The sequence below is a fragment of the Acinetobacter sp. UBA801 genome (assembly GCA_002296655.1).
Taxonomy (GTDB): Bacteria; Pseudomonadota; Gammaproteobacteria; order Pseudomonadales; family Moraxellaceae; genus Acinetobacter.
The window spans coordinates 1-21,104 of record DBIN01000047.1; the positions used below are offsets into that span (position 1 = coordinate 1).

Below are 21,104 nucleotides of genomic sequence, written 5' to 3' on the forward strand. Positions count from 1 at the left end.
TTCTTATTGTTGATAATGCCTCGATTCATAGAAGTAAAAAGATGGCTGATTACAGAGAGCTACTTAAAAGTAACTTTTCGACGAATTTGTATTTTATTCCAGCTTATAGCCCTGAGTTAAATCGAATCGAGATGGTATGGAAGCAGATGAAATATTATTGGCGAGATTTTCAAGTCATGACAGCTGATAAAATAGAGCAATGGGTGGAGAGAGTATCAAACCAATTCGGAAAAGAATACATGTTTACTTTTTAATGACAGCTTATAAAATAATTTAAGTTTCAATAACTATTGAAATACAAATTTAAACTTTTACATTAAAACCTAATTATTTGGATCTTCTGTAAATAACCCTATGTAATTAATTTTTATTAAAATAATTGAATTAACACCCTAAAATAAATTAATATATTAAATTCTATAAAAAAGTCTCACATATATGTGAGACTTTTATTTACAAAATATTTAATAATAAATATCTTTTTAACACACAACTTAAATAGGACAAGAAACTGGTGCCAACTTAGCATCAAAGCCAGCAGCTGCACATGTCCAAGTACCATCAGCAGCACGTGTTTGTGTAATGGTGCCAGGAGTTTGAGTCAACGCTGTTGATGCATTGTTACCAAAAGTAGCAACGATTGTTGCTGAACCGTCAGTATTCAAAGTTACTTCTGGAACACCTGTACCTGTAGGTAAGGTAGCAATTGAAGGAGCAGCGTTACCACCTGTTGCTTGTAAGTTTGAACCAGTTGCAGCTGGATCACATTCACCAGAACCATCACCGATTGTTAAACGGCTATCATTCATGCAAGTATCAACTGCAGTTTTTAAATTTGCAGTTTCTCCAACTACTCGGGTGACTTGAGATTTTGCAATATAAGTTTGATACGCAGGAATCGCAATCGCAGCCAAAATACCAATGATCGCTACAACGATCATCAATGTTTTAACATTCCATAAGTCACTTTATATGGACACGCTCCAAACTTTTGAATTCTATTCATTTACTCCATTTTATATTTTGTCCATATGGACATGCTTTTATAACGACAAATTTTTCAAGTTTGTCCATATCCTCAAAAATGCGTAAGATGTTAAAAACGTGTTTTATTCCGCCTAATTAAAAATGAGCAGTCACCAAAATATATTTTTTGTATTCATCCCGACCTTAAAATTTTATGCTCAAAAACAGATGACTAATGACCAACAACGAGTTTATAGAAATACATCTAGATGCTGAAACAAAGCAATTGGCATAACGAACTGCCACTACTCTAGGTTACGCTACACTCACCGAGTTTTTTATTTATTTAATTCAAAATCACGCACCGCAAGTTTTACAAGAACACTCTCATATTCAGTTAAGTCATGCTCAGTTCGAGCAATTTGTTGAAGTATGTCAAACTCAAAATAAGGTCCTACCCGATTAAAACAGGCTGCCAAGCTTTTAGATAAAGAAAATTTTTAAGGAGCAGAAATGAAAGTCATTACATGTGCTGAGCTGCAAGACAATTTAGCGGATACACTCGATTACGTTATAGACGATCATGCACCTGTACTTATTAATAGAGAAGATAAACAAGCCGTGGTGGTGATAAGTCTAGATGATTGTAATACCTTTAAAGAAACAGCGCACCTACTCAAAAGCCCAGCCAATACAAAACGGTTACGCGATTCAATCGCGCAAATTAAAGCAACTGAAATAACGTGTCATAAACTCAGTAAAGAGTGAGATTGAGATGCACAGACGATGGTAGAAATAGCGCCCTACTATACCCCGAAAATTTCAAGCAATGGACTTCAACATAAAGAACGACATCACAACACCTAAAAAAGAACAACCGAATATATGTGATACGCATCACACAATGACAATATTTGTCCAAAGTACAAAATTTAACCTGACAAAATTTGTCACTTTTTAACAAAAATATACAGTGAAATTTATAGTCTGAATTTTTTTATGTATAAGATGCTGTTTTTCTGTGTAAATTGTCTATAATAAAAGTTGGCACGTTTAGTGCTAAGATTAAAATAGCTTACAAAGCTTATAACTAAATTAACAACATTTGTGGAGAATGTTATGAATACAATGCAGAAGGGCTTCACGCTCATCGAGCTTATGATCGTTGTAGCGATCATTGGTATTTTGGCTGCAATTGCGATTCCTGCTTATCAAAACTACACGAAGCGTTCTCACGTTTCTGAAGGCCTTAGTTTGGCTGCTGGTGCTAAAGCTGCGGTAACAGAGTTCTACTCTTCTAATGGTCGCTGGCCAGCAAATAACACATCTGCTGGTTTAGCAACAGCTGCAAGTATTACGGGTAATGCAGTTAAATCTGTTACAGTAAACGGCAGTGCAATTACTGTAGCTTATAATGGTAAAGTTACCGATAACGCAGAGCTTAAATTACAAGGTGCGAATACTGCTGGTGGTGTAACTTGGACATGTACAACTGCAGGTATTACTGCCAAGGTTGATAATAAATATTTACCATCTAACTGTCGTTAATAGTTAGATAAAAAGAAGCATCTTGATGGTGCTTCTTTTTTATTTTAAAAAGAAAATTTATGCTTAACTTTCTAAAGAAATATAATTTATATATTGTTTTTATCCTGATTCTAGGGGCAACATATTTAATCTATTACCCTGGATTATGGGGTGACTATGTTTTTGATGATTCTGCAAATATTCTGGAAAATAAAAAATTAGCCATTACTTCATTAGACTGGAATAGTTTAAGTGCTGCATTTTGGTCGGGGGGCGCAGGACCTTTGGGTCGACCAATCAGTATGCTGTCTTTTGCACTAAATTATTATTTTACGGGTTTTGAGCCTTTTTATTTTAAACTTACGAATCTATTTATTCACTTAATCAATGGTTTATTGGTTTTTATTATTAGCCTAAAATTATTTCAATGGCTAAGCCACCAATACCAAAGAATTTCACTTCAATCTGCCGTATATCTTGCTTGTTTAGTCAGTTTAATCTGGCTCATTCACCCTTTAAATCTAACCAGCGTATTGTACGTTGTACAACGCATGACTAGCCTATCCACATTATTTGGATTATTCGCATTTGCTATTTATTGTATTTGGCGTACTCGAGCAATCACGGGGTTAAATACTATATTTGCGTTATGCGGTGTAGCTTTAAGTCTATTAGCCTCAATGCTAAGCAAAGAATCTGGAATTTTATTTATTCCTTTAATTTACTGGGTTGAATTGATTGTTTTCCAAGCTAGAAACCTACAATTTCAACCGATTTATATCAAAAAAATTAAATTAATTCATATGCTTTGGGGTGGAGTAATTGCTGCTGGATTAATATTTTTATATTTATTGCCACCCTATCTTAACCCTGTAAATTTCGCAAGACGTGATTTTACTTTAGATGAGCGACTACTTACCGAATCACGAGTGATTTTTTATTATCTAAAAATGACCTTTTATCCATTACTTTCGGATTTAAGTTTATATCATGATGATTTTACTATTTCCAAATCAATCACTCAGCCAATAACAACACTATACTCTTTTGCTGGACTGCTTGGAATTAGCCTAGCTTGTATAGCCTTGTTTAAAAAACACCCTATGTTACTTTTTGCTTGGGGTTGGTATGTGATAAGTCAGTTGCTCGAATCAACTTTTGTTAGTCTTGAATTAGTCCATGAACACCGTAATTACTTTGGCATCATTGGCTTTATAGTTGCAGCAGTCTATTATATTGCCCAAATTAATAATAAAAAAATTCAACCTTTTATTTATATATTAAGTGCTATCTATATTGCAAATTTAGCATGGACAACATGGCAGCGCTCCGAAATTTGGTCAAATCTTGTAGATCATGCAGTGTATGAAGCGGCGATGCACCCACAGTCAGATCGCGCTAATTATCAATTGGCTCGTATTTATATGAAACTAATGCAAAACGAGCCTAATTCACAACAAAAAATGCATTATGCACAGCTTGCTCAACACGCCTTAAATAAAGCGAAAAATAGCTACATACCTGCGAATGGTGCTTGGTTTGCTGAGTTACACTTAGCATCTTATCTTGAAAAGCCTGTTTCACAGCAAACCATTAATGAATTAATCTGGCGTTTGGAATATAAACCCTTCCAAAATAGTAATGTCAGTTTTTTGAGTGCCTTTTCAAATTGTCAAATTAATGGCTTTTGTAAAGTGCCTCATGAGCAAGCTATATCGATTATTGCTGCTGGACTAGATAACAAAGGAATAGACAATCGTTTAAAATCAGAAATTTATAAATTATTAACACAATATTTTGTGGGAGTGATTTCTGATTTTAAAAAAGGTGAAGAGTTTATGCAACATGCGATCACGTTACATGAGGATGTTAATGGACGCTTAATTTTTACGCAAGTATATCGTCTACAAGATAAATTGACCCAAGCTAAACAACAATTGCAACGAGCAAAGCAACTCGATACTCAGAATGTTTGGATCAAAGAGATTGAGATTGAACAGCGTAATATTGATAATGCTATGCTTACTAAAAAAAAGAGCAAACCATGAAAATTAGTATCGTTCTCCCTGCAAAAAATGAGTCTGCTGCAATTGGTCAAACCCTTGCACAGATTCAACAATTACAGCTTGCTCATGAAATTATTGTGGTGAATGATGGTTCTACAGACCAAACAAAACAAGTCGCAGAAACTGCTGGTGCTAAAGTAGTTACTCATCCCTACTCCAAAGGTAATGGTGCAGCCATTAAAACAGGGGCACGTACTGTAACAGGTGACATTATTGTATTTATGGATGCAGATGGGCAGCATGATCCACAAGATATCCCTCGCTTGATTGAGAAAATTGAACAAGGCTATGATTTAGTTGTTGGTGCAAGACAAAAAGGCTCACAAGCTAGTGTTGGTCGCGGCATTGCCAATGCACTTTACAACAATCTTGCAACGTATATGACTGAACAAAAAGTAGAAGACCTCACCTCTGGTTTTCGTGCTGTTCGAGCAGACAAATTCCGTGAGTTTTTATATTTACTACCGAATGGGTTTTCATACCCAACCACCAGCACCATGGCTTTTTTCCGCGCAGGTTACTCCGTAACTTATGTTCCAATACATGCAGCAAAACGCATAGGTAAAAGTCATATTCACCCCCTGAAAGACGGTGTGCGCTTCTTTCTAATTATTTTTAAAATTGCCACACTATTTTCACCTTTAAAGATGTTTTTACCAATCGCGATTCTCCTATTTATGATTGGAACGGGCTGGTATGGCTATACTTTGTGGGATGCAGGTCGTTTTACCAATATGAGTGCTCTACTTTATACAGGAAGTATTATGATTTTTTTAATGGGTCTTATTTCAGAGCAGGTGACGGCTTTGATGTATAAGGATAGTCAATAATATTCTATGGGCCCGATAGCTCGCTCTACATTACGCACTAGTGCCGTACTGGGTTTACGTTTACTCATCCAAGCAGGTACTTTGCTTGTCATCGCCCGCATGCTTGGGCCCGACCAATACGCTGCTTTTGCTGGGATAGCAGCTTTAGCTGTATTACTGGGTACATTTTCAACTTTTGGGACGCATCTTGTTTTGTTTGCTGAGGTTGCCAAAGATCCAGAACGACGATCACATGTACTCAGCTATGCTGTACCGACGACGTTGATCACGGGCAGTATTCTATTTTTTGTTTATATTGCCAGCTATCTGTTATTTTTTCAAAATATTGGGTTATCTGGGTCGATTATATTTTGTATCGGGCTAACGGAAACCATACTGCTTCCTTTGTTTTTGATTCCTGCCACCGAAGAGCTGGCGCTTGAAAAAACCGCCCGTTCCCAACTATTGATGATTTTTCCTTTAGCCTTACGAACTTTAGCAGCATTCGTGGTCATGCTGCTCGCGGTATCTCATCCTTTGGTTGTGTTTGCTTGGCTATACTTGATTAGTGCGGTAGTGGCATTATTCTGTATGAAATGGTACAAACAAAATGCTTGGCTCCATCCTCACCAGTGGCAACTGGCAACCCCACCACAGCTTAAACATAGTGCAGGCTATGCCACATTAGCACTCACCGCTGCAGGACCTAGTGAGCTAGATAAGATGCTGGCTGTGAAGCTACTGCCTCTAGGAATAGGCGGACTTTATATTGCAGCCTCAAGAGTAGTGGGTGCTGCCACTTTGCCTGTCACCGCCTTATTACTGGCGGCATTACCTCGATTATTCCGAGGGCAGCTTGAGACAAAAGCACAGTCAGAACGGCTGAATCGTTGGATATTGGTCTCGGTACTGGTATATGGTGTTATTTTGGCTGGGCTGTTATGGTTGTTTGCGCCGTGGGTAGAGTGGCTATTTGGGCAACAATACCAAGGTATTACCCAAATCCTGCAATGGCTCTGTTGGGTTATACCTGCTCTTGCGCTTAGGCTTAGTCTTGCGAGTATGTTAATGGCGGTAGACCGACCTTGGGCTAGAGCAGGTGTCGAAATTTTTGGTATGTTTGCACTTGTTGTCGGGGCTGTTATTTTTTATCCTTTGCTTGGTGTGGTCGGTATGGTATTGGCACTGGCTATTTCGGAATGGGGAATGGTTGGTATGGTTTTGCTCTTAGATGCAGTAAAAGTTTAGCTGAAGGAAAGCAATATATGCTATATAATATATTTAGAGTTATAGGGAAGAATTTTCTAAAAATCTTTAACTTAAAATTGGTAAAAATTGTACCAAATCATAGCGAAGAAATCTTAACAGCATTCGCTAAAAAAAACAAAAATATTAAGTTTTTACAAATTGGGGCTAATGATGGTATTTCACATGATTGCTTATATAAAATAGTCCTTAAATATAAATGGCAAGGAGTTGCTGTAGAGCCTTTAGAAGAATTTTTTAAAAAGCTTCAACTTAATTATTCTTTTTATAACCTTGTAAGACCTGTTAGATATGCGTTGCACCCTACTGAAAAAAATATGACCATATTCAAACTGAACCCACTAAAATATTGTGATTATGGATACTGGGCAAATGGTATTGCATCATTTAATAAAAACCATTTAATAAAGCATAATATCTTAGAAAGAGATATTATTGAGGAAATAGTTCCATGCATAAATTTAATGGAACTAATTACAAATAATAACCTAGAAAAAATTGACTATTTACAAATAGATACAGAAGGCTTTGATGTTGAAGTGCTAAAGATGATTGATTTTAATTGTATATCCCCAAAGTTAATAAGATTTGAATATTCCAACTTAAATAGAGAAGAACTGAATACAGCAATAGACATATTATCAAATTATACTTTAAAAAAAGATGGTAGTGATATATACGCTAGCTTAAAAGAATGATTTTTAATTATTTTTTATGGGTACTTTATCTAATTTTGAAAAAAACCGTAGTAACTTAATATATATTTTTAAAATATTTCTATATACCAAATTTAAAATACCATCAGTCATAATTTTTGATATTAAAGTATTGTTGTCTTTTCTATCATATTCTAATCTACTATTTTTTAAATCAATTGGGTGCTCAAAAATATTAGAGTAAAAAAAATTAATCCCTAATGTTGAATAGTATTCCCAAATATCTGATCTACGTAACAGATTTTTCTGACTTTCAATAATTTTTTTCGCTGCTTCCTGATTTATTACATAGCAGCAAGCTCTTGTTAAAAAATACATTGATTCCTTTGGGATTTTCCATAAATTACTAGCTAATCTATATCCTGATAGATACCGTGCATTTTTCATCCCTTGCTGACCACCCAATATCCACACACTAGAATTTAATGGAAATTTTTCAACATTTTTTAGAACCATCTCAAAATCTTTATCACTACCAATTATATCATCTTCAATAATACAACAATAATTAGAATCTGATTTAACAAAATCTTCTAAAGCCAATAAGTGAGATACAGCACAACACATTTCACCAAATGTCAGCGGTTTTTTATTCCTATATTTTGAATTACATCCAAATTTACTATCAAATTCTTTTATCATTTCTTGAGTAGCATCAACAGCCTTAATCCATGAAAACAGTGGATAATTTATCGGAAATCGGCACTTTAATTCGTTACGACGTATGTAATCTCTCTCAAGGCTTATCATATATATTTTCATTAGTTTTTTAATACACCTATTATCTTTTCCCCTGCTTTTCCATCGTCATAAGGCATATACGCCCTAGCCATACGCTGGTAATATTCCCTATCATCGAATAAAGCTTTAGCACTTAAGATAATATCATGCACTTCTGTACCTACTAGTTTTGCCACACCTTCCATAACAGGTTCTGGACGTTCTGTAGTTTTTCGCAAAACAAGGACAGGTTTACCTAGAGCGGGTGCTTCTTCTTGTACGCCTCCGCTATCTGTCATGATGAAGTATGCAGCCTGCATAGCAGATACAAACTCGAAATAATCCAAAGGCTCTACCAGCCTAATTCTAGCATGCTTCCCGAGCATGTCATGTGCTAATTGCTGTACATTTGGATTTGGGTGTACTGGATATAAGATATGGACATCCGAATATTGGTCTAAAATCGCCAAGACTGCTGTAAAAATATTTTTTAGTGGTTCACCAAAACTTTTTCTACGGTGTGCCGTAAGCAATATAACCCGTTTATCATTCTGTCCGGATGGTGCTGGATGTGTTTGTACAGTTTGTAGCAATGTATCAATACATGTATTGCCGACCACATAGATTTGTTCTGGGCTAATACCTTCTTGTTGTAATGCCTGGGATGCCGATTTTGTGGGAGCAAAGTTCCAGCGAGTAATACGAGAAACCATTTGCCGATAACCTTCCTCTGGAAAGGGCTGCTCAAGGTTATGAGTTCGTAGCCCTGCTTCTATATGCCCAAACGAAATGTTTGTATGAAAAGCTGCCAATGCTGCACCAAATACAGTTGCAGTATCTCCTTTTGCTAATACTGCATTAGGCTGCTCTTTTTGAATAATCTCTTCTAGAGTGGGTAACATGCGAGCAAGTACTGTAGTAAGCCCTTGATTCGTCTGCATCAAGTTTAGATCGTAGTCGGCTACTATACCAAACCGTGTCAGCATCTGATCCAATAGATCTCGGTGTTGAGTTGTTACCACAACCACACAGTTAGCCCAGTCGCTATTTTTTAGTGCTCGGATAACGGGTACCATTTTTATTGCTTCAGGGCGTGTACCGGAGATACATATTATGGTTTTAGACTTTTGCATCATACAATTCTTTTAAACGATCTATTACCACCAATGAAATCTGATCCCAATATATATTATCTAGCTCACCTACCAAATGACGCTGATCAAGCTGCTTTATGATCGCTCGTGCTAAGCTTTCAGGATTACTTGGTTCTGCTAAATATGGCTCTAATTCTATAGCCTGCTTAGGAAAATTGGCAAATAAATTTGGTGACTGTGTTGCAACAATAGGACGCTGCATCACTAGAGCTTCACTGACTTTATTAGGTGCAGCAGCATCCAAAAAAGCCGAGCGGCGGTGTGGTATTGCTAACACATCGCAAGCTGCCAACGCATAAGGAATATTCTCAAACGGAACATTGCCCAAATATCGAATACCCGCTTGATCTAGGTCTAAGCTGGGATCAGACTTACCGCCAAGAAGCAACTCCACATTCTGACCTTGCAGACGTAATATATTTACGGCAGTAATCAGGTCTTGTACACCTCTATCTGGTTCCATACTACCAAAATAACCAATAAATTTTTGTGTTAGTGGCAGTTGTAGCTTTGTTCGTGCTTCGGTCTTATCTATTGGTCTGAAATGTTTGGCATCTATACCATTACTCAAGATTGCATCGTATTGTGATTGCCCTAAATTTTGCAATAGTATACGGCTAGCAAAAAGCCGTATATCTGCTTTTTTTAGTAAAAACCCAAATAAGTCAAAACCAAATGGTTTGATATATCCACCAAATTCATCGTATTTGTCATAGATATCAAAAACAAACTTTGCTTTATGTGATTTTGCTAACAGATAAGCCATAAGACCTATATAACAATCACCACTAGCCATAATAATATCATATTTATTTTTACTAAAATTTTCTTGTAAGTACTGGCTAAATACCATTCCATTTTTTACTGGCGTTGAAATAATATGAAGTTTGTTATTTTGAACTAGTTCTTTTTTGTAAGTATGGTAATCAACCATCCATAGTTTAAGTGTTATATCTTCTTCTTTAGATAAATGATAGGGGAGCTGGTAAATACGCCCAAACTTTTCAGTTAGTGCATCACGATTGGTATTAAAACGCTTGCCTATAAATAAAATATTTATCATATTCTAGAGCACACACTTTTAATCTTACTACCAAAACGCCCCCACTCAAACTGCCTCGCAAAATCTTGGATATTCTCTTTTGGTAAGGGGGTGGCTAACAAGGTAATAACTTGTTTACTCAGCTGGCTATAGTTGTTCTTTTCGACCAGATAACCCGAGACACCTTCGGCTACCGCATCCACAATACCACCTGTGGCAAACGCGACTGTAGGTAAACCATGTGCAGCAGCTTCTATTGCCACCATACCAAAATTCTCTAGGTATTTAGGGAATATGTTTGACTGGGAAATGGTGGTTGGTGAGTTTAATATATTCATTAAGTTATTCCTGTATTCAATATCTTATGATCTAAAGTAATTAGCAATTATTTCACTGGGTGAGGACGTTAGATTCAGTTTTTGTTTTTGTAGACGAGTGTATTCTCTGGATATAATAAATTTAACAATATTCAATGGCTCATTAATTAAAATAGCATTTTCACCTATACCATCCTGCCTCTCAGTTGTCTTTCTTAAGATAATAGTAGGATGACCAAAATATGCTAATTCTTCCTGATTCGAACCACCATCAGTAATAACAATTTCATTTGATAATGCAAAATTTAGAAATTTCTGATAAACCATCCTTGGTAATAGATTAATTCTATTTTTTTTTAGTATTTCCAACAAACCATATTGAGATAACTTTTTCTGTGTTGCTGGATGAAGAACAAAATTAATCGTATATTCTTCACTCAAAGTAATAAGTATTTCTACAATAGACAGCAATCTTTCTTTATTATAAATATTATGAAAGCGATGTAATGATACTAGAATTGTCTTAGACTCTTTTTTTGTATTCTCTCCAATCTTTAAATAGATAATGCTATCTAAAATGGTATTACCATGAGTATAAAGAATTTTAGCTTTAGGGTATTTTTTCATGTGCTGAGTATCTTGTTCACTAGGACAGCAAGCAACATCTGTACATCGAAAGACAATTCTTCGTATTATCTCTTCGGGAAACGGATTAAAAATATTATTAGATGTCAAACCACTTTCCAAATGGATAACAGAATGACCTGTAAGCTTTGCAGCTAATGTACTCATCAAGGTTGTTAATGTATCACCATGAACAAAAATATTTGATTTTTTATACTTTCTTAATGTAAGAATAATTAATAAAAAAATATGAGGTAACCATAACAATAAAGCTAAAATTGAAGAGTGCTCTTTATTTTTAATTAATGGTATTGCTGGGGTTTCTATTCCAAATTCTTCAATGATGTCGTCCATAGTATCATTATGCTGCCCCGTCAAGATAAATTTTAATGGAAGGCCTTGTTTTTCAAATACCCTTAAGGTTGGTGCAACTTTTATTAATTGGGCACGAGTTCCAATTATGAAAATATTATATTTAGTCATAATTCCTCTAAATAAATATAGAATGAATTGATACATTAATACACAATTTCAACTGCTAACCCCCCAATCAGTGGAGCAGATTCCAAATCACAACAAGAATTTTTTATTTATGCTAGTTGACTTGGTAGATTGAAAATTTAGCTATATTACCCTGAATTATGAATAAAATATAGAATCGACTATTCGTTATGGTATAGATCAAGGCAAACAATGGCAGAGTAAAACTTGAAGTGCGACATAAACCACCTAATTAATTTAAAGGGTTTATGGAGTATATAAAATTTTAGCAATAAATTCATCTTTTTGTAAGGCGAATTAAAATCAAATAGCCACTAAATTACAAAATTTAGTGGCTATCTCAATTATAAAGTCCGAGTACTTTGCCTCAATTCAAAATTTTCCACCAACAGCGAATTACACTTTTCCAGCAATTTTTCATAATCTTCTTTCAGCTGCTCATAATCACTTTTCACCGCTTTGGTCTTACTTTTCACTTGCTCAATCCGTTGTTCAGGCGAAAGAACATTTTGCCCTGCTGCCTGTGCAGCTTGTTCAATTGCTTCAATCAATGCAGCATGACGGCTCTTCTTGATCGAGCCTCGTTTACGTCCAGCCTCCATTGCAACCGTATCGTTATTAATCGCAGAGCCTTGCGGTAGAACAATCGGTTTGTTGGCTTTTAGTCGCTCTAAGTGAATTTCTGCTCTTATTTAATCAATGTATAATAAATCACCCCAAAATAATCGGCGTATTGCCCAATTCATTCTGTGTATCTAGCAACTGACAGTCATAAAACACATCCAAAATTTCACCAATTTCTTGTACGCCTGTGATTACTGCTTGCCGATACTGCTGCTGTGCCAACCCCTGCACAATATGCGCACAGACTTCATCCCACATCTGTTGCGTGGTCGCGGTTTTAATGCCACGGTCAATCACAATTTCCACTTTGCGCTCACACAAATTCAGGTACAGTAAAACCCCGCTGTTTAGTTCAGTATCCCAAACACCCAATTCAGCAAATAATTGGCGTGCGCGGGCATGAGTATCGACATAATAAGCCAAACGCGAGGGTAAACAACCTTCTATCACCACCTGAATTTCACCCACATGCCCATGCTCGGCGGCGGTCACCGCTTCTGCAATGGCATGCTGATCTTGTGCATTAAAAAAACGTTTGGTGGCAGGTAAATAAAAGAAATGCTTCAGCCAGCGCTTAACACTCGGACGGGCTACAATGCCCATTTTCGGTTGAGTAATAATTTCTGTTGTATCGGTTGTTGTTACCATGATCCTGATGCTCCTCCCCCACCAAAGCCACCGCCGCCGCCACTATAGCCACCGCCGCCAAAACCACCGCCCCGTCCGCCTCCACGCCCTGCAGAAGATAAGAAAATTTGGAAAATGGTCTGTGCAATGGCAGTGATGAGTAAAAAGAAAATTCCCGCGCCAATCATTAAACTGGTGATTAAGCCTGCACCATTGACCAAACCTGCCACTGTACCTGCCACGGCAGCGGTTGAAGCACTTAAGCGTTTTCCAACAATCAGTGAGCCAATTACCCCTGCAATTAAAATAAACAAGGCGCTACTCAAAGTTTTTTCACGTGCCTGTTGCTCTTGCAACGCTTGTTCCTGACGCTGTTTCAGTTCTTGCGCAGCCTGTGCAGCAACTTCGGGGTCTAAGTTTAAAATCCGTTCAATTTCTGCCAAGCCTGCATCTATGCCTTGTGCATATTGCGCTTGTTTAAAATACGGCGTAATACGTTGGTTAATAATCCGACTGACCACAATATCGGGCAGCACGCCCTCTAAACCATAACCCGTTAAAATCTGAATACGGCGGTCATTAACTGCAATTGCCATCAACACACCATTATCTTGCTTGGCAGAACCCAACTGCCATTGTTCTGCGACCCGCATGGCAAAATCAAAAATATCTTCCTGCCCTGTGGTCGGTACAATCACCACCCCAATTTGCGCTTTGGCGTGTTGATGTAAATTTAAAATTCGCTGGCTGATTTGCTGTTTTTCTGCAGCAGTGAGCAAATTGGCTTGATCGACCACGGGCTGATTCAAGGTCGGCAAAGCACGGATAGATTCACCCTCTGCCATATCATGGGCAATTTGCGGTTGCTGAACGGGTGTTTCTATAGGTGCTTGCTGAGTGCTCGATGTAGGCTGGCGTGAATTTGTAAGATCTGGGATGGGGTTTGCACTTTGAGGATGCTGTTGCTGCACAATTTTACCCAGCACCACAGCTTCGGCGGTTTCATCGGTTGCTGTAGCAACTTCACTATATGCCAAGCCACTAAAACACATGACAACCATCAGCAGCAGCATCTGCGCTAGACTCATGTGGGTCTTGCTGTGCAATTGCAGCATCCAGACATCCTCCTAGGCGTTATTCAAACGAAACTTTCGGTGCTGTTTGTGCGCTTTGTTCGGCACTGAAGTTTGGTTTGGTGTCCATGCCAATGACTTTTGCGGTCATCACTTGCGGGAACTGACGTGCATAGCTGTTAAAGTCTTGCACTGTGCTGATGTAACGGTTACGCGCAACGGCAATACGGTTTTCGGTGCCTTCTAGTTGTACTTGTAACTCACGGAATTGCTCATTGGCTTTTAAGTCTGGATAATTTTCAGACACCGCAATTAAACGTGATAAGGCACTGGTCATTTGCGCCTGTGCTTCCTGATATTTCTGGAATAACGCAGGGTCTTCCAATACCGACTTATCCACTTTTAAGCCTGCGACATTGGCGCGTGCCTGAGTGACCTCAGTCAAGACTTGTTCTTCATGTTTGGCATAGCCTTTGACCACATTCACCAAGTTTGGCACTAAATCGGCACGGCGTTGATATTGGTTTTGGACTTCTGACCAAGCCGCTGTTACGGCTTCATCTTTCACCTGTAAGGTGTTATAGCCACAACCGCTTAAAGTCAAGGTACTGCTTAAAGCCACTGCGAGCATGGTTTTTTTTGTGAAATTCATACATTAACCTCTAAATTTTCTTGGTATTTATTTGAAATGATATCATTCTAACGTGAAATTCTGACCTGTTTGTGTATTTTGTTTAATCGGAGATATCAGCAGACTGGTTACATCAAACAATAACCTTGCACAGTAGATTGAATTGATATTGAGGTTTCTGCTCTTAAACCTTATATAAATCAGGGATGGCAATATATTCCACAAGAAGATGAGCTGGATAAAATATTCAATAAAAAAGGACTGAATTCCTTAAAACTCAGCCCTTTCAAGATCTAAGCAAAACAAACTCGTTTAGACATCTAAATAATCTAAAATACCTTCTGCCGCCTGACGACCTTCCCAAATTGCAGTCACGACCAAATCAGAACCACGCACCATATCGCCCCCTGCAAAAATTTTCGGGTTAGAGGTTTGGAACTTAAATGTTTGCTGTTCTGCTGCCAGCACACGACCTGAACCGTCTACTCCAACATTGGCAGAGGCAAACCAATCTGCAGGGCTGGCACGGAAACCAAAAGCAAGCAATACTGCATCAGCAGCAAGAACTTCTTCTGAACCTGGAACAGGCTCTGGACTACGACGACCACGGCTGTCTGGCTCACCCAATTGCGTGGTCACCACTTTAACACCAGTGACTTTGCCATTTTCACCGATAATTTCAATGGGTTGACGGTTAAATAAGAAATTCACCCCTTCTTCACGGGCGTTGGTCACTTCACGGCGTGAACCTGGCATATTGGCTTCATCACGACGATAGGCACAAGTGACTTGCTGCGCACCTTGACGAATTGATGTACGGTTACAGTCCATGGCAGTATCCCCACCACCCAGTACAATCACTTTTTTGCCTTCAACGCTAATGTAGTCTGCAGGGTCTTTTTCCCAGCCTTGGCAACGGTTGACATTGGCAATCAAGAAATCCAGCGCATCGTGTACGCCATCTAAATCTTCGCCTGCAAATCCACCTTTCATATAGGTATAAGTGCCCATGCCCATAAACACGGCATCATAATCGGCAAGCAATTGTTCAATCGTGATATCTGTCCCAATTTCTGTATTTAAACGGAATTCAACCCCCATGCCTGAGAAAATTTCTCGGCGGCGTTTCATCACATCTTTTTCCATTTTAAATTCTGGAATACCAAAGGTCAGTAAGCCACCAATTTCAGGGCGTTTGTCAAAGACGATAGGCTTTACCCCGTTACGCACCAAAATATCGGCACAGCCCAAACCTGCAGGGCCTGCACCAATAATCGCCACTTTTTTATCGGTCCATTTCACATGCGACATGTCTGGACGCCAACCCAAGGCAAAAGCGGTATCGTTGATGTACTTTTCAGCATTGCCAATGGTTACTGCACCAAAACCATCGTTCAAGGTACATGCACCTTCACACAAGCGGTCTTGTGGGCATACCCGTCCACAAACTTCAGGCAACGTATTGGTTTGATGACACAATTCTGCCGCCTGAAAAACACGGCCTTCCGAAATTAGTTTAAGCCAGTTCGGAATGTAGTTATGCACAGGGCATTTCCATTCACAGTACGGGTTACCACAGCCCAAACAACGATGGGTCTGATTAGCCGCCACTTCTGCAGTAAACGGTTTATAAATTTCCACAAACTCATTTTTGCGGACATCGAGATCTTTTTTCTCTGGATCTTGGCGTGCTACATCCAGAAATTGAAAGTCATTATGTAGGCGTTCTGCCATGTCTTTCTCCGTAGGTGGGTGTGGATAACGCGACATTTACACTGGGTATAAGTCTAAAGTTATCCACATCTGCCGAATGCTGAGTCGTGGATTATTGTGGATCTGCTTGGGTAGTTTTTAACAAAGTCTGCAAGTTGGCAGCTTTTGGTTTTACCAGCCAGAATTTACGGCTATAGAAATCAAACTCATGGCGGATTTTATACGCCCACGCACTGCCTGTTTCTTTAATATGTTCATCTAAAATACGGCACAAGAACTCTTTATGTTCTTCCATCGCTTCAGTCGAAATACGATTCAGCTCAATCAGTTCATGGTTGTAATGGTCAACGAAGTCATTATCTAAGTCCAGTACATAGGCAAAACCACCGGTCATGCCCGCACCAAAGTTATGTCCCACTTTGCCCAATACAGTCACAATACCGCCTGTCATGTATTCACAGCAATGGTCGCCTGCACCTTCAATCACCGCGAAAGCACCTGAGTTACGCACCGCAAAACGCTCACCTGCCGTACCTGCAGCAAATAATTTACCACCGGTTGCACCATAGAGACAGGTATTACCAATAATGGCAGTATTCTGCGTTTGGAAAGGCGAACCTTTTGGTGGGAAGATGGAAATACGCCCCCCCGCCATGCCTTTACCCACATAGTCATTGGCATCACCTTCAAGTTTGATATGCAAACCACCTGCATTCCAAACACCTAAAGATTGTCCCGCTGTACCCGTAAGGTTCAATTTGACTGGATGATGTTCCATGCTCAAGTTACCATAACGACGCGCAATTTCACCTGAAATACGCGCACCAATTGAACGGTCACAGTTGCTCACATTAAAGTAATAATCGCCCCCTGTACCTGCTTCAATTGCAGGCAACATCTCTGCAATCATTTTTTCAGCCAAAACACCTTTGTCAAATGGCGCATTGCCTTCAACCTGACAGTATTGCGCTTTGCCTTCTGCCGCAGGGTGCGATTCCAACAAAGCACTTAAATCCAAGTGCGCATGTTTTTCAGTTTCACCTGGTAAAATTTCCAGCAAGTCGGTACGGCCAATCAAGTCTTTCAAGCTCGCCACACCCAATGCGGCTAACCATTCACGGGTTTCTTCCGCAATGAAAGTGAAGAAGTTGATCAGCATTTGTGGTTCACCAATATAGTGTTCCTGACGCAAATGATCTTGTTGAGTCGCTACCCCTGTTGCGCAGTTATTTAAGTGGCAAATACGTAAGTATTTACAACCCAAGGCAATCATTGGGGTTGAACCAAAGCCGAAGCTCTCCGCACCTAAAATTGCCGCTTTCACCACATCTAAACCAGTTTTTAACCCACCATCGGTTTGCACACGAACTTTGCCACGTAGGTCATTCACACGTAATGCCTGGTGCGCCTCGCTTAAACCCAACTCCCATGGCGAACCTGCATGGTGAATAGATGACAGTGGCGATGCTGCTGTACCGCCATCATAGCCCGAGATGGTAATGAAGTCGGCATAGGCTTTGGCTACACCTGCTGCAATGGTCCCCACACCTGGTTCAGATACCAACTTGACTGATACCATGGCTTGTGGATTGACTTGTTTTAAATCAAAAATCAATTGTGACAAGTCTTCAATCGAATAAATATCGTGGTGTGGTGGTGGTGAAATCAAAGTGACACCTGGCACAGAATAACGTAACCGTGCAATCAACCCATTCACTTTACCGCCTGGTAACTGACCACCCTCGCCTGGTTTTGCACCCTGTGCCACTTTAATCTGCAACACTTCTGCAGAGGTTAAGTAAGCAGGCGTTACCCCAAAACGTCCCGAAGCAATCTGTTTGATTTTCGAGTTACGAATCGTGCCATAACGTGCAGGGTCTTCACCGCCCTCACCTGAGTTTGAACGTCCACCAATGGTATTCATGGCTATCGCAATCGCTTCATGTGCTTCTGGCGATAACGCACCCAAAGACATCCCCGCAGAGTCAAAACGTGGCAGGATTTGCTCAACCGATTCCACTTGATCTAAGGGAATGGAATGGTCTGTTTTTAATTTGAATAGATCACGAATGGTCGCAATAGGGCGATTGTTCACGATTTCTGCATATTCTTTAAAATCTGAGTAATTGCCTGAACGCACCGCTTTATGTAACGCATTGATCACATCTGGGTTAAAAGCATGGTATTCCTTGCCAAAGACAAATTTCAGCAAACCACCCTGATCAATTGGCTTACGTGATTTCCACGCAGTGTCTGCCAGTTTTTTCTGATCATTTTCAAGGTCGGCAAAAGTAGCACCCTGAATACGGCTTGGTACACCAATAAAGCAGGTATTCACCACTTCAGCAGATAAGCCGACTGCTTCAAATAATTGTCCACCGCGGTAAGAAGCTACAGTTGAAATGCCCATTTTGGATAAGACTTTAAGCAAGCCTTTTTCAATGCCTTTGCGGAAATTGCTTTGTGCATAAACAGGGTCGCCCAATAACTCACCTTTGGCAATCAAGTCATTGATCACATCATAAGCCAAATATGGGTACACTGCGGTTGCACCAAAACCAAGCAATACTGCAAATTGGTGCGGATCACGAGCAAAACCTGTTTCCACAATAATGTTGGCATCGGTACGTAAACCGACTTGAATTAAGTGGTGATGCACAGCACCAGTCACCATGACTGCATTGGCCGGTAAATGACCTTCACGGATTTTTTTATCGGTGAGTACTAATAAAGTTTTACCCTCACGCACCGCTTGTGCAGCAGTTTCACAAATCCGTTGAATCGCAGCTTGTAAACCTTCATTTTCAGCATAGTTCAGGTCGATGTCGGCAATTTCATAGCCTTTACGTCCCAAAGTGCGAATCTGATGCATTTTGGAATTGGTCAGTACAGGGCTTGAAATAATCAAGCGGTCTGCATGTTCTGGGCCTTGCTCAAATACGTTTTGTTCACGACCTAAACAAGTTTCCAACGACATCACAATCGATTCACGCAATGGATCAATCGGTGGATTGGTCACCTGTGCAAACTGCTGACGGAAATAATCCGACACATGGCGTACCTGACGCGACAATACTGCCATTGGCGTATCGTCACCCATAGAACCCACGGCTTCTTGACCACTTTCTGCAATTGGACGCAATAATTGATCACGCTCTTCAAAGGTCACCATAAACATTTTTTGTGCGGCTTTTAAGGCATCACCTTTTAAACCCTGATCACACAAATATTCTTCAAGCTCTGGGCTACCTTGTAAACGGATTGAATTTTCACGTAACCATTCACGGTAAGGACGCATTCTTTTCAGATGGTTATTTACATCCTGCGTATCGAGCACTTTGCCTGTAAAGGTATCCACCACCAAAATTTGACCTGGGCCAACACGTCCTTTAGAAATTACATCTTCAGGCTCATAACCCCACACCCCAATTTCAGAGGCCAAAGTAATGTAGCCGTTTTTAGTGATCACCCAACGTGCAGGACGTAAGCCATTACGGTCTAGCATACAGATGGCATGTCGACCATCCTGAATCACCAAACCTGCAGGACCATCCCATGCTTCCATATGTTTAGAGTTAAATTCATAGAAGGCGCGTAAATCGGCATCAATTGTTTCGACGTTCTGCCATGCAGGCGGAACCAACATGCGCAAGGCACGAAATAAATCCATTCCGCCACCCACCAGAATTTCCAGCATATTGTCTAAGCTAGAGGAGTCTGAACCTGTACGGTTTACAATTGGGTTTAGCTCTGTCAAACCTGGCAATAATGGATTTTCAAATTTAGGGGTACGTGCCATCGCCCAGTTACGGTTGGCGGTAATGGTGTTGATTTCACCATTGTGTGCCAAGTAACGGAAAGGCTGCGCCAACGGCCAACGTGGCAAAGTATTGGTCGAGAAACGCTGGTGGAACACCACAATATGTGATGCCAAACGTTCATCGGCAAGGTCGGTATAGAAGTCTGCAATCGCTGCAGGCATCATCAAGCCTTTATAGCTGATCACGGTTGAGCATAGCGTGGTCACATAAAAATATGGATCGGCAGTCAATTGCTGCTCGGCACGACGACGCGCCAAGAATAATTTGCGGTTAAATTCAACTTCAGTCACACCCAATGGGCAATTGACAATAATTTGCTTAAACGCAGGCAAAGACTGCATGGCGATTTCGCCCAATGCGTCATTATTGGTGGGCACCACCCGCCAAGCTAAAACTTTACAGCCTTCCGCTTCAATTTCTTTAGTCAAAATATTTTTAGCATGAACAGCCAAAGCAGGATCAAGGTTCAGAAAAACCGTACCCACGGCAAAAATTTCACTGAGGGTAATGTCACTTAAGCGTTTTGCTTCTTCGCGGAAAAATTGCTTTGGCATCGCCAACAGCAAACCACATCCATCGCCCGTTTTACCGTCTGCAGCAATACCACCACGGTGGGTCATGCAACTTAAACTATGAATGGCAGTCTTGACGAGATCATGGCTTGCATCACCCTGCATATGGGCAATTAAACCGAAACCACAGTTATCTTTAAACTCATCTGGTTGGTATAAACCTTGAGTGGGAGCTACAGTATTAGGCGATGGCATGTGCATAGCGTACCCTTCTTTTACTTGCCCAATTGGGCCAATTAAACAATCTGTTTTTGCGATTTAACTCAATTTACAACTCTAAACATCAACTTTGAGTAAATGACCTATCTCTCATTTACGCAACTTTTATACTTGAA

20 protein-coding genes are annotated in these 21,104 nt (G+C 39.7%); 8 read left to right on the forward strand and 12 right to left on the reverse strand.

The genetic code is table 11. The annotated features are described in order from the left end of the window. A partial coding sequence (locus B2W49_RS09440; RefSeq protein ID WP_291340452.1) for a transposase occupies window positions 1-254 on the forward strand: 254 nt, incomplete at its 5' end. A gap of 240 nt (window positions 255-494) precedes the next feature. On the opposite strand, the gene B2W49_RS09445 is transcribed toward B2W49_RS09440, so the two are convergent. After that, window positions 495-941 carry a pilin gene (locus tag B2W49_RS09445; protein WP_291340584.1) on the reverse strand — a complete coding sequence of 149 codons (447 nt, stop codon included), beginning with the start codon at window positions 939-941 and terminating at the stop codon, window positions 495-497. A 374-nt stretch (window positions 942-1,315) separates the two neighbouring features. On the opposite strand from B2W49_RS09445, the gene B2W49_RS09450 reads away from it, so the two are divergent. The 7 genes from B2W49_RS09450 (at window position 1,316) to B2W49_RS09480 (ending at window position 7,332) form a co-directional block, all read left to right on the forward strand. Continuing rightward, window positions 1,316-1,432, forward strand: a complete 117-nt coding sequence (locus B2W49_RS09450) for a DUF1778 domain-containing protein (protein ID WP_291340586.1) — start codon at window positions 1,316-1,318, stop codon at window positions 1,430-1,432. Between the two features lie 47 nt (window positions 1,433-1,479). Continuing rightward, a complete protein-coding gene (locus tag B2W49_RS09455) occupies window positions 1,480-1,734 on the forward strand; it encodes a type II toxin-antitoxin system Phd/YefM family antitoxin (RefSeq protein WP_291340453.1) in 255 nt (84 codons plus the stop codon). Window positions 1,735-2,094: 360 nt separating this feature from the next. Beyond that, window positions 2,095-2,514, forward strand: coding sequence for a pilin (locus tag B2W49_RS09460; protein ID WP_414630597.1), 420 nt, complete (start codon window positions 2,095-2,097; stop codon window positions 2,512-2,514). A gap of 59 nt (window positions 2,515-2,573) precedes the next feature. Further along, window positions 2,574-4,541 carry a hypothetical protein gene (locus tag B2W49_RS09465; RefSeq protein ID WP_291340455.1) on the forward strand — a complete coding sequence of 656 codons (1,968 nt, stop codon included), beginning with the start codon at window positions 2,574-2,576 and terminating at the stop codon, window positions 4,539-4,541. Continuing rightward, window positions 4,538-5,389, forward strand: a complete 852-nt coding sequence (locus B2W49_RS09470; RefSeq protein ID WP_291340456.1) for a glycosyltransferase family 2 protein — start codon at window positions 4,538-4,540, stop codon at window positions 5,387-5,389. The genes B2W49_RS09465 and B2W49_RS09470 overlap by 4 nt, the downstream gene beginning before the upstream one ends. Before the next feature lie 6 nt (window positions 5,390-5,395). Further along, a complete protein-coding gene (locus B2W49_RS09475) occupies window positions 5,396-6,616 on the forward strand; it encodes a lipopolysaccharide biosynthesis protein (protein ID WP_291340457.1) in 1,221 nt (406 codons plus the stop codon). Further along, window positions 6,568-7,332: an FkbM family methyltransferase gene (locus tag B2W49_RS09480; protein WP_291340458.1), complete on the forward strand. Its 765-nt coding sequence runs from the start codon at window positions 6,568-6,570 to the stop codon at window positions 7,330-7,332. The genes B2W49_RS09475 and B2W49_RS09480 overlap by 49 nt, the downstream gene beginning before the upstream one ends. A 3-nt stretch (window positions 7,333-7,335) precedes the next feature. Here B2W49_RS09480 and B2W49_RS09485 read toward each other — a convergent pair whose 3' ends face one another. From B2W49_RS09485 to gltB, 11 genes are all read right to left on the reverse strand, one after another. Then, window positions 7,336-8,100: a glycosyltransferase family 25 protein gene (locus B2W49_RS09485; protein WP_291340459.1), complete on the reverse strand. Its 765-nt coding sequence runs from the start codon at window positions 8,098-8,100 to the stop codon at window positions 7,336-7,338. 11 nt (window positions 8,101-8,111) lie between these two features. Next, window positions 8,112-9,203, reverse strand: a complete 1,092-nt coding sequence (gene wecB / locus B2W49_RS09490) for a non-hydrolyzing UDP-N-acetylglucosamine 2-epimerase (protein ID WP_291340460.1) — start codon at window positions 9,201-9,203, stop codon at window positions 8,112-8,114. After that, window positions 9,190-10,287, reverse strand: coding sequence for a glycosyltransferase (locus B2W49_RS09495; RefSeq protein ID WP_291340461.1), 1,098 nt, complete (start codon window positions 10,285-10,287; stop codon window positions 9,190-9,192). The genes wecB and B2W49_RS09495 overlap by 14 nt, the downstream gene beginning before the upstream one ends. Next, a complete protein-coding gene (locus B2W49_RS09500; protein ID WP_291340462.1) occupies window positions 10,284-10,532 on the reverse strand; it encodes a glycosyltransferase in 249 nt (82 codons plus the stop codon). Before B2W49_RS09500 ends, B2W49_RS09495 begins: the two co-directional genes overlap by 4 nt. A gap of 96 nt (window positions 10,533-10,628) precedes the next feature. Next, window positions 10,629-11,690, reverse strand: coding sequence for a UDP-N-acetylglucosamine 2-epimerase (locus tag B2W49_RS09505; protein WP_291340463.1), 1,062 nt, complete (start codon window positions 11,688-11,690; stop codon window positions 10,629-10,631). 362 nt (window positions 11,691-12,052) lie between these two features. Next, window positions 12,053-12,400: a hypothetical protein gene (locus B2W49_RS09510; RefSeq protein WP_291340588.1), complete on the reverse strand. Its 348-nt coding sequence runs from the start codon at window positions 12,398-12,400 to the stop codon at window positions 12,053-12,055. A 19-nt stretch (window positions 12,401-12,419) separates the two neighbouring features. Beyond that, on the reverse strand, window positions 12,420-12,980 hold the full coding sequence (locus B2W49_RS09515) for a TPM domain-containing protein (RefSeq protein WP_291340464.1): 561 nt from the start codon (window positions 12,978-12,980) through the stop codon (window positions 12,420-12,422). Next, window positions 12,974-14,074 (reverse strand): TPM domain-containing protein, encoded by a 1,101-nt coding sequence (locus tag B2W49_RS09520; protein ID WP_291340465.1) that lies wholly within the window; start codon window positions 14,072-14,074, stop codon window positions 12,974-12,976. The genes B2W49_RS09515 and B2W49_RS09520 overlap by 7 nt, the downstream gene beginning before the upstream one ends. Window positions 14,075-14,093: 19 nt before the next feature. Then, window positions 14,094-14,684 (reverse strand): LemA family protein, encoded by a 591-nt coding sequence (locus B2W49_RS09525; RefSeq protein ID WP_291340466.1) that lies wholly within the window; start codon window positions 14,682-14,684, stop codon window positions 14,094-14,096. A 291-nt stretch (window positions 14,685-14,975) separates the two neighbouring features. Continuing rightward, a complete protein-coding gene (locus B2W49_RS09530) occupies window positions 14,976-16,397 on the reverse strand; it encodes an FAD-dependent oxidoreductase (protein ID WP_291340467.1) in 1,422 nt (473 codons plus the stop codon). Between the two features lie 91 nt (window positions 16,398-16,488). Then, window positions 16,489-20,964, reverse strand: a complete 4,476-nt coding sequence (gene gltB / locus B2W49_RS09535) for a glutamate synthase large subunit (RefSeq protein WP_291340468.1) — start codon at window positions 20,962-20,964, stop codon at window positions 16,489-16,491. Window positions 20,965-21,104 lie beyond the last annotated feature (140 nt).

What these genes read in the sequence shown, in the direction of transcription:
- B2W49_RS09445 (WP_291340584.1), bottom strand. Translation starts at nt 941, where the DNA reads ATGATCGTTGTAGCGATCATTGGTATTTTGGCTGCGATTGCGATTCCT.
- B2W49_RS09455 (WP_291340453.1), top strand. Translation starts at nt 1,480, where the DNA reads ATGAAAGTCATTACATGTGCTGAGCTGCAAGACAATTTAGCGGATACA.
- B2W49_RS09460 (WP_414630597.1), top strand. Translation starts at nt 2,095, where the DNA reads ATGCAGAAGGGCTTCACGCTCATCGAGCTTATGATCGTTGTAGCGATC.
- B2W49_RS09465 (WP_291340455.1), top strand. Translation starts at nt 2,574, where the DNA reads ATGCTTAACTTTCTAAAGAAATATAATTTATATATTGTTTTTATCCTG.
- B2W49_RS09470 (WP_291340456.1), top strand. Translation starts at nt 4,538, where the DNA reads ATGAAAATTAGTATCGTTCTCCCTGCAAAAAATGAGTCTGCTGCAATT.
- B2W49_RS09475 (WP_291340457.1), top strand. Translation starts at nt 5,396, where the DNA reads ATGGGCCCGATAGCTCGCTCTACATTACGCACTAGTGCCGTACTGGGT.
- B2W49_RS09480 (WP_291340458.1), top strand. Translation starts at nt 6,568, where the DNA reads ATGGGGAATGGTTGGTATGGTTTTGCTCTTAGATGCAGTAAAAGTTTA.
- B2W49_RS09485 (WP_291340459.1), bottom strand. Translation starts at nt 8,100, where the DNA reads ATGATAAGCCTTGAGAGAGATTACATACGTCGTAACGAATTAAAGTGC.
- wecB (WP_291340460.1), bottom strand. Translation starts at nt 9,203, where the DNA reads ATGCAAAAGTCTAAAACCATAATATGTATCTCCGGTACACGCCCTGAA.
- B2W49_RS09495 (WP_291340461.1), bottom strand. Translation starts at nt 10,287, where the DNA reads ATGATAAATATTTTATTTATAGGCAAGCGTTTTAATACCAATCGTGAT.
- B2W49_RS09500 (WP_291340462.1), bottom strand. Translation starts at nt 10,532, where the DNA reads ATGGTGGCAATAGAAGCTGCTGCACATGGTTTACCTACAGTCGCGTTT.
- B2W49_RS09505 (WP_291340463.1), bottom strand. Translation starts at nt 11,690, where the DNA reads ATGACTAAATATAATATTTTCATAATTGGAACTCGTGCCCAATTAATA.
- B2W49_RS09515 (WP_291340464.1), bottom strand. Translation starts at nt 12,980, where the DNA reads ATGGTAACAACAACCGATACAACAGAAATTATTACTCAACCGAAAATG.
- B2W49_RS09520 (WP_291340465.1), bottom strand. Translation starts at nt 14,074, where the DNA reads ATGCTGCAATTGCACAGCAAGACCCACATGAGTCTAGCGCAGATGCTG.
- B2W49_RS09525 (WP_291340466.1), bottom strand. Translation starts at nt 14,684, where the DNA reads ATGAATTTCACAAAAAAAACCATGCTCGCAGTGGCTTTAAGCAGTACC.
- B2W49_RS09530 (WP_291340467.1), bottom strand. Translation starts at nt 16,397, where the DNA reads ATGGCAGAACGCCTACATAATGACTTTCAATTTCTGGATGTAGCACGC.
- gltB (WP_291340468.1), bottom strand. Translation starts at nt 20,964, where the DNA reads ATGCCATCGCCTAATACTGTAGCTCCCACTCAAGGTTTATACCAACCA.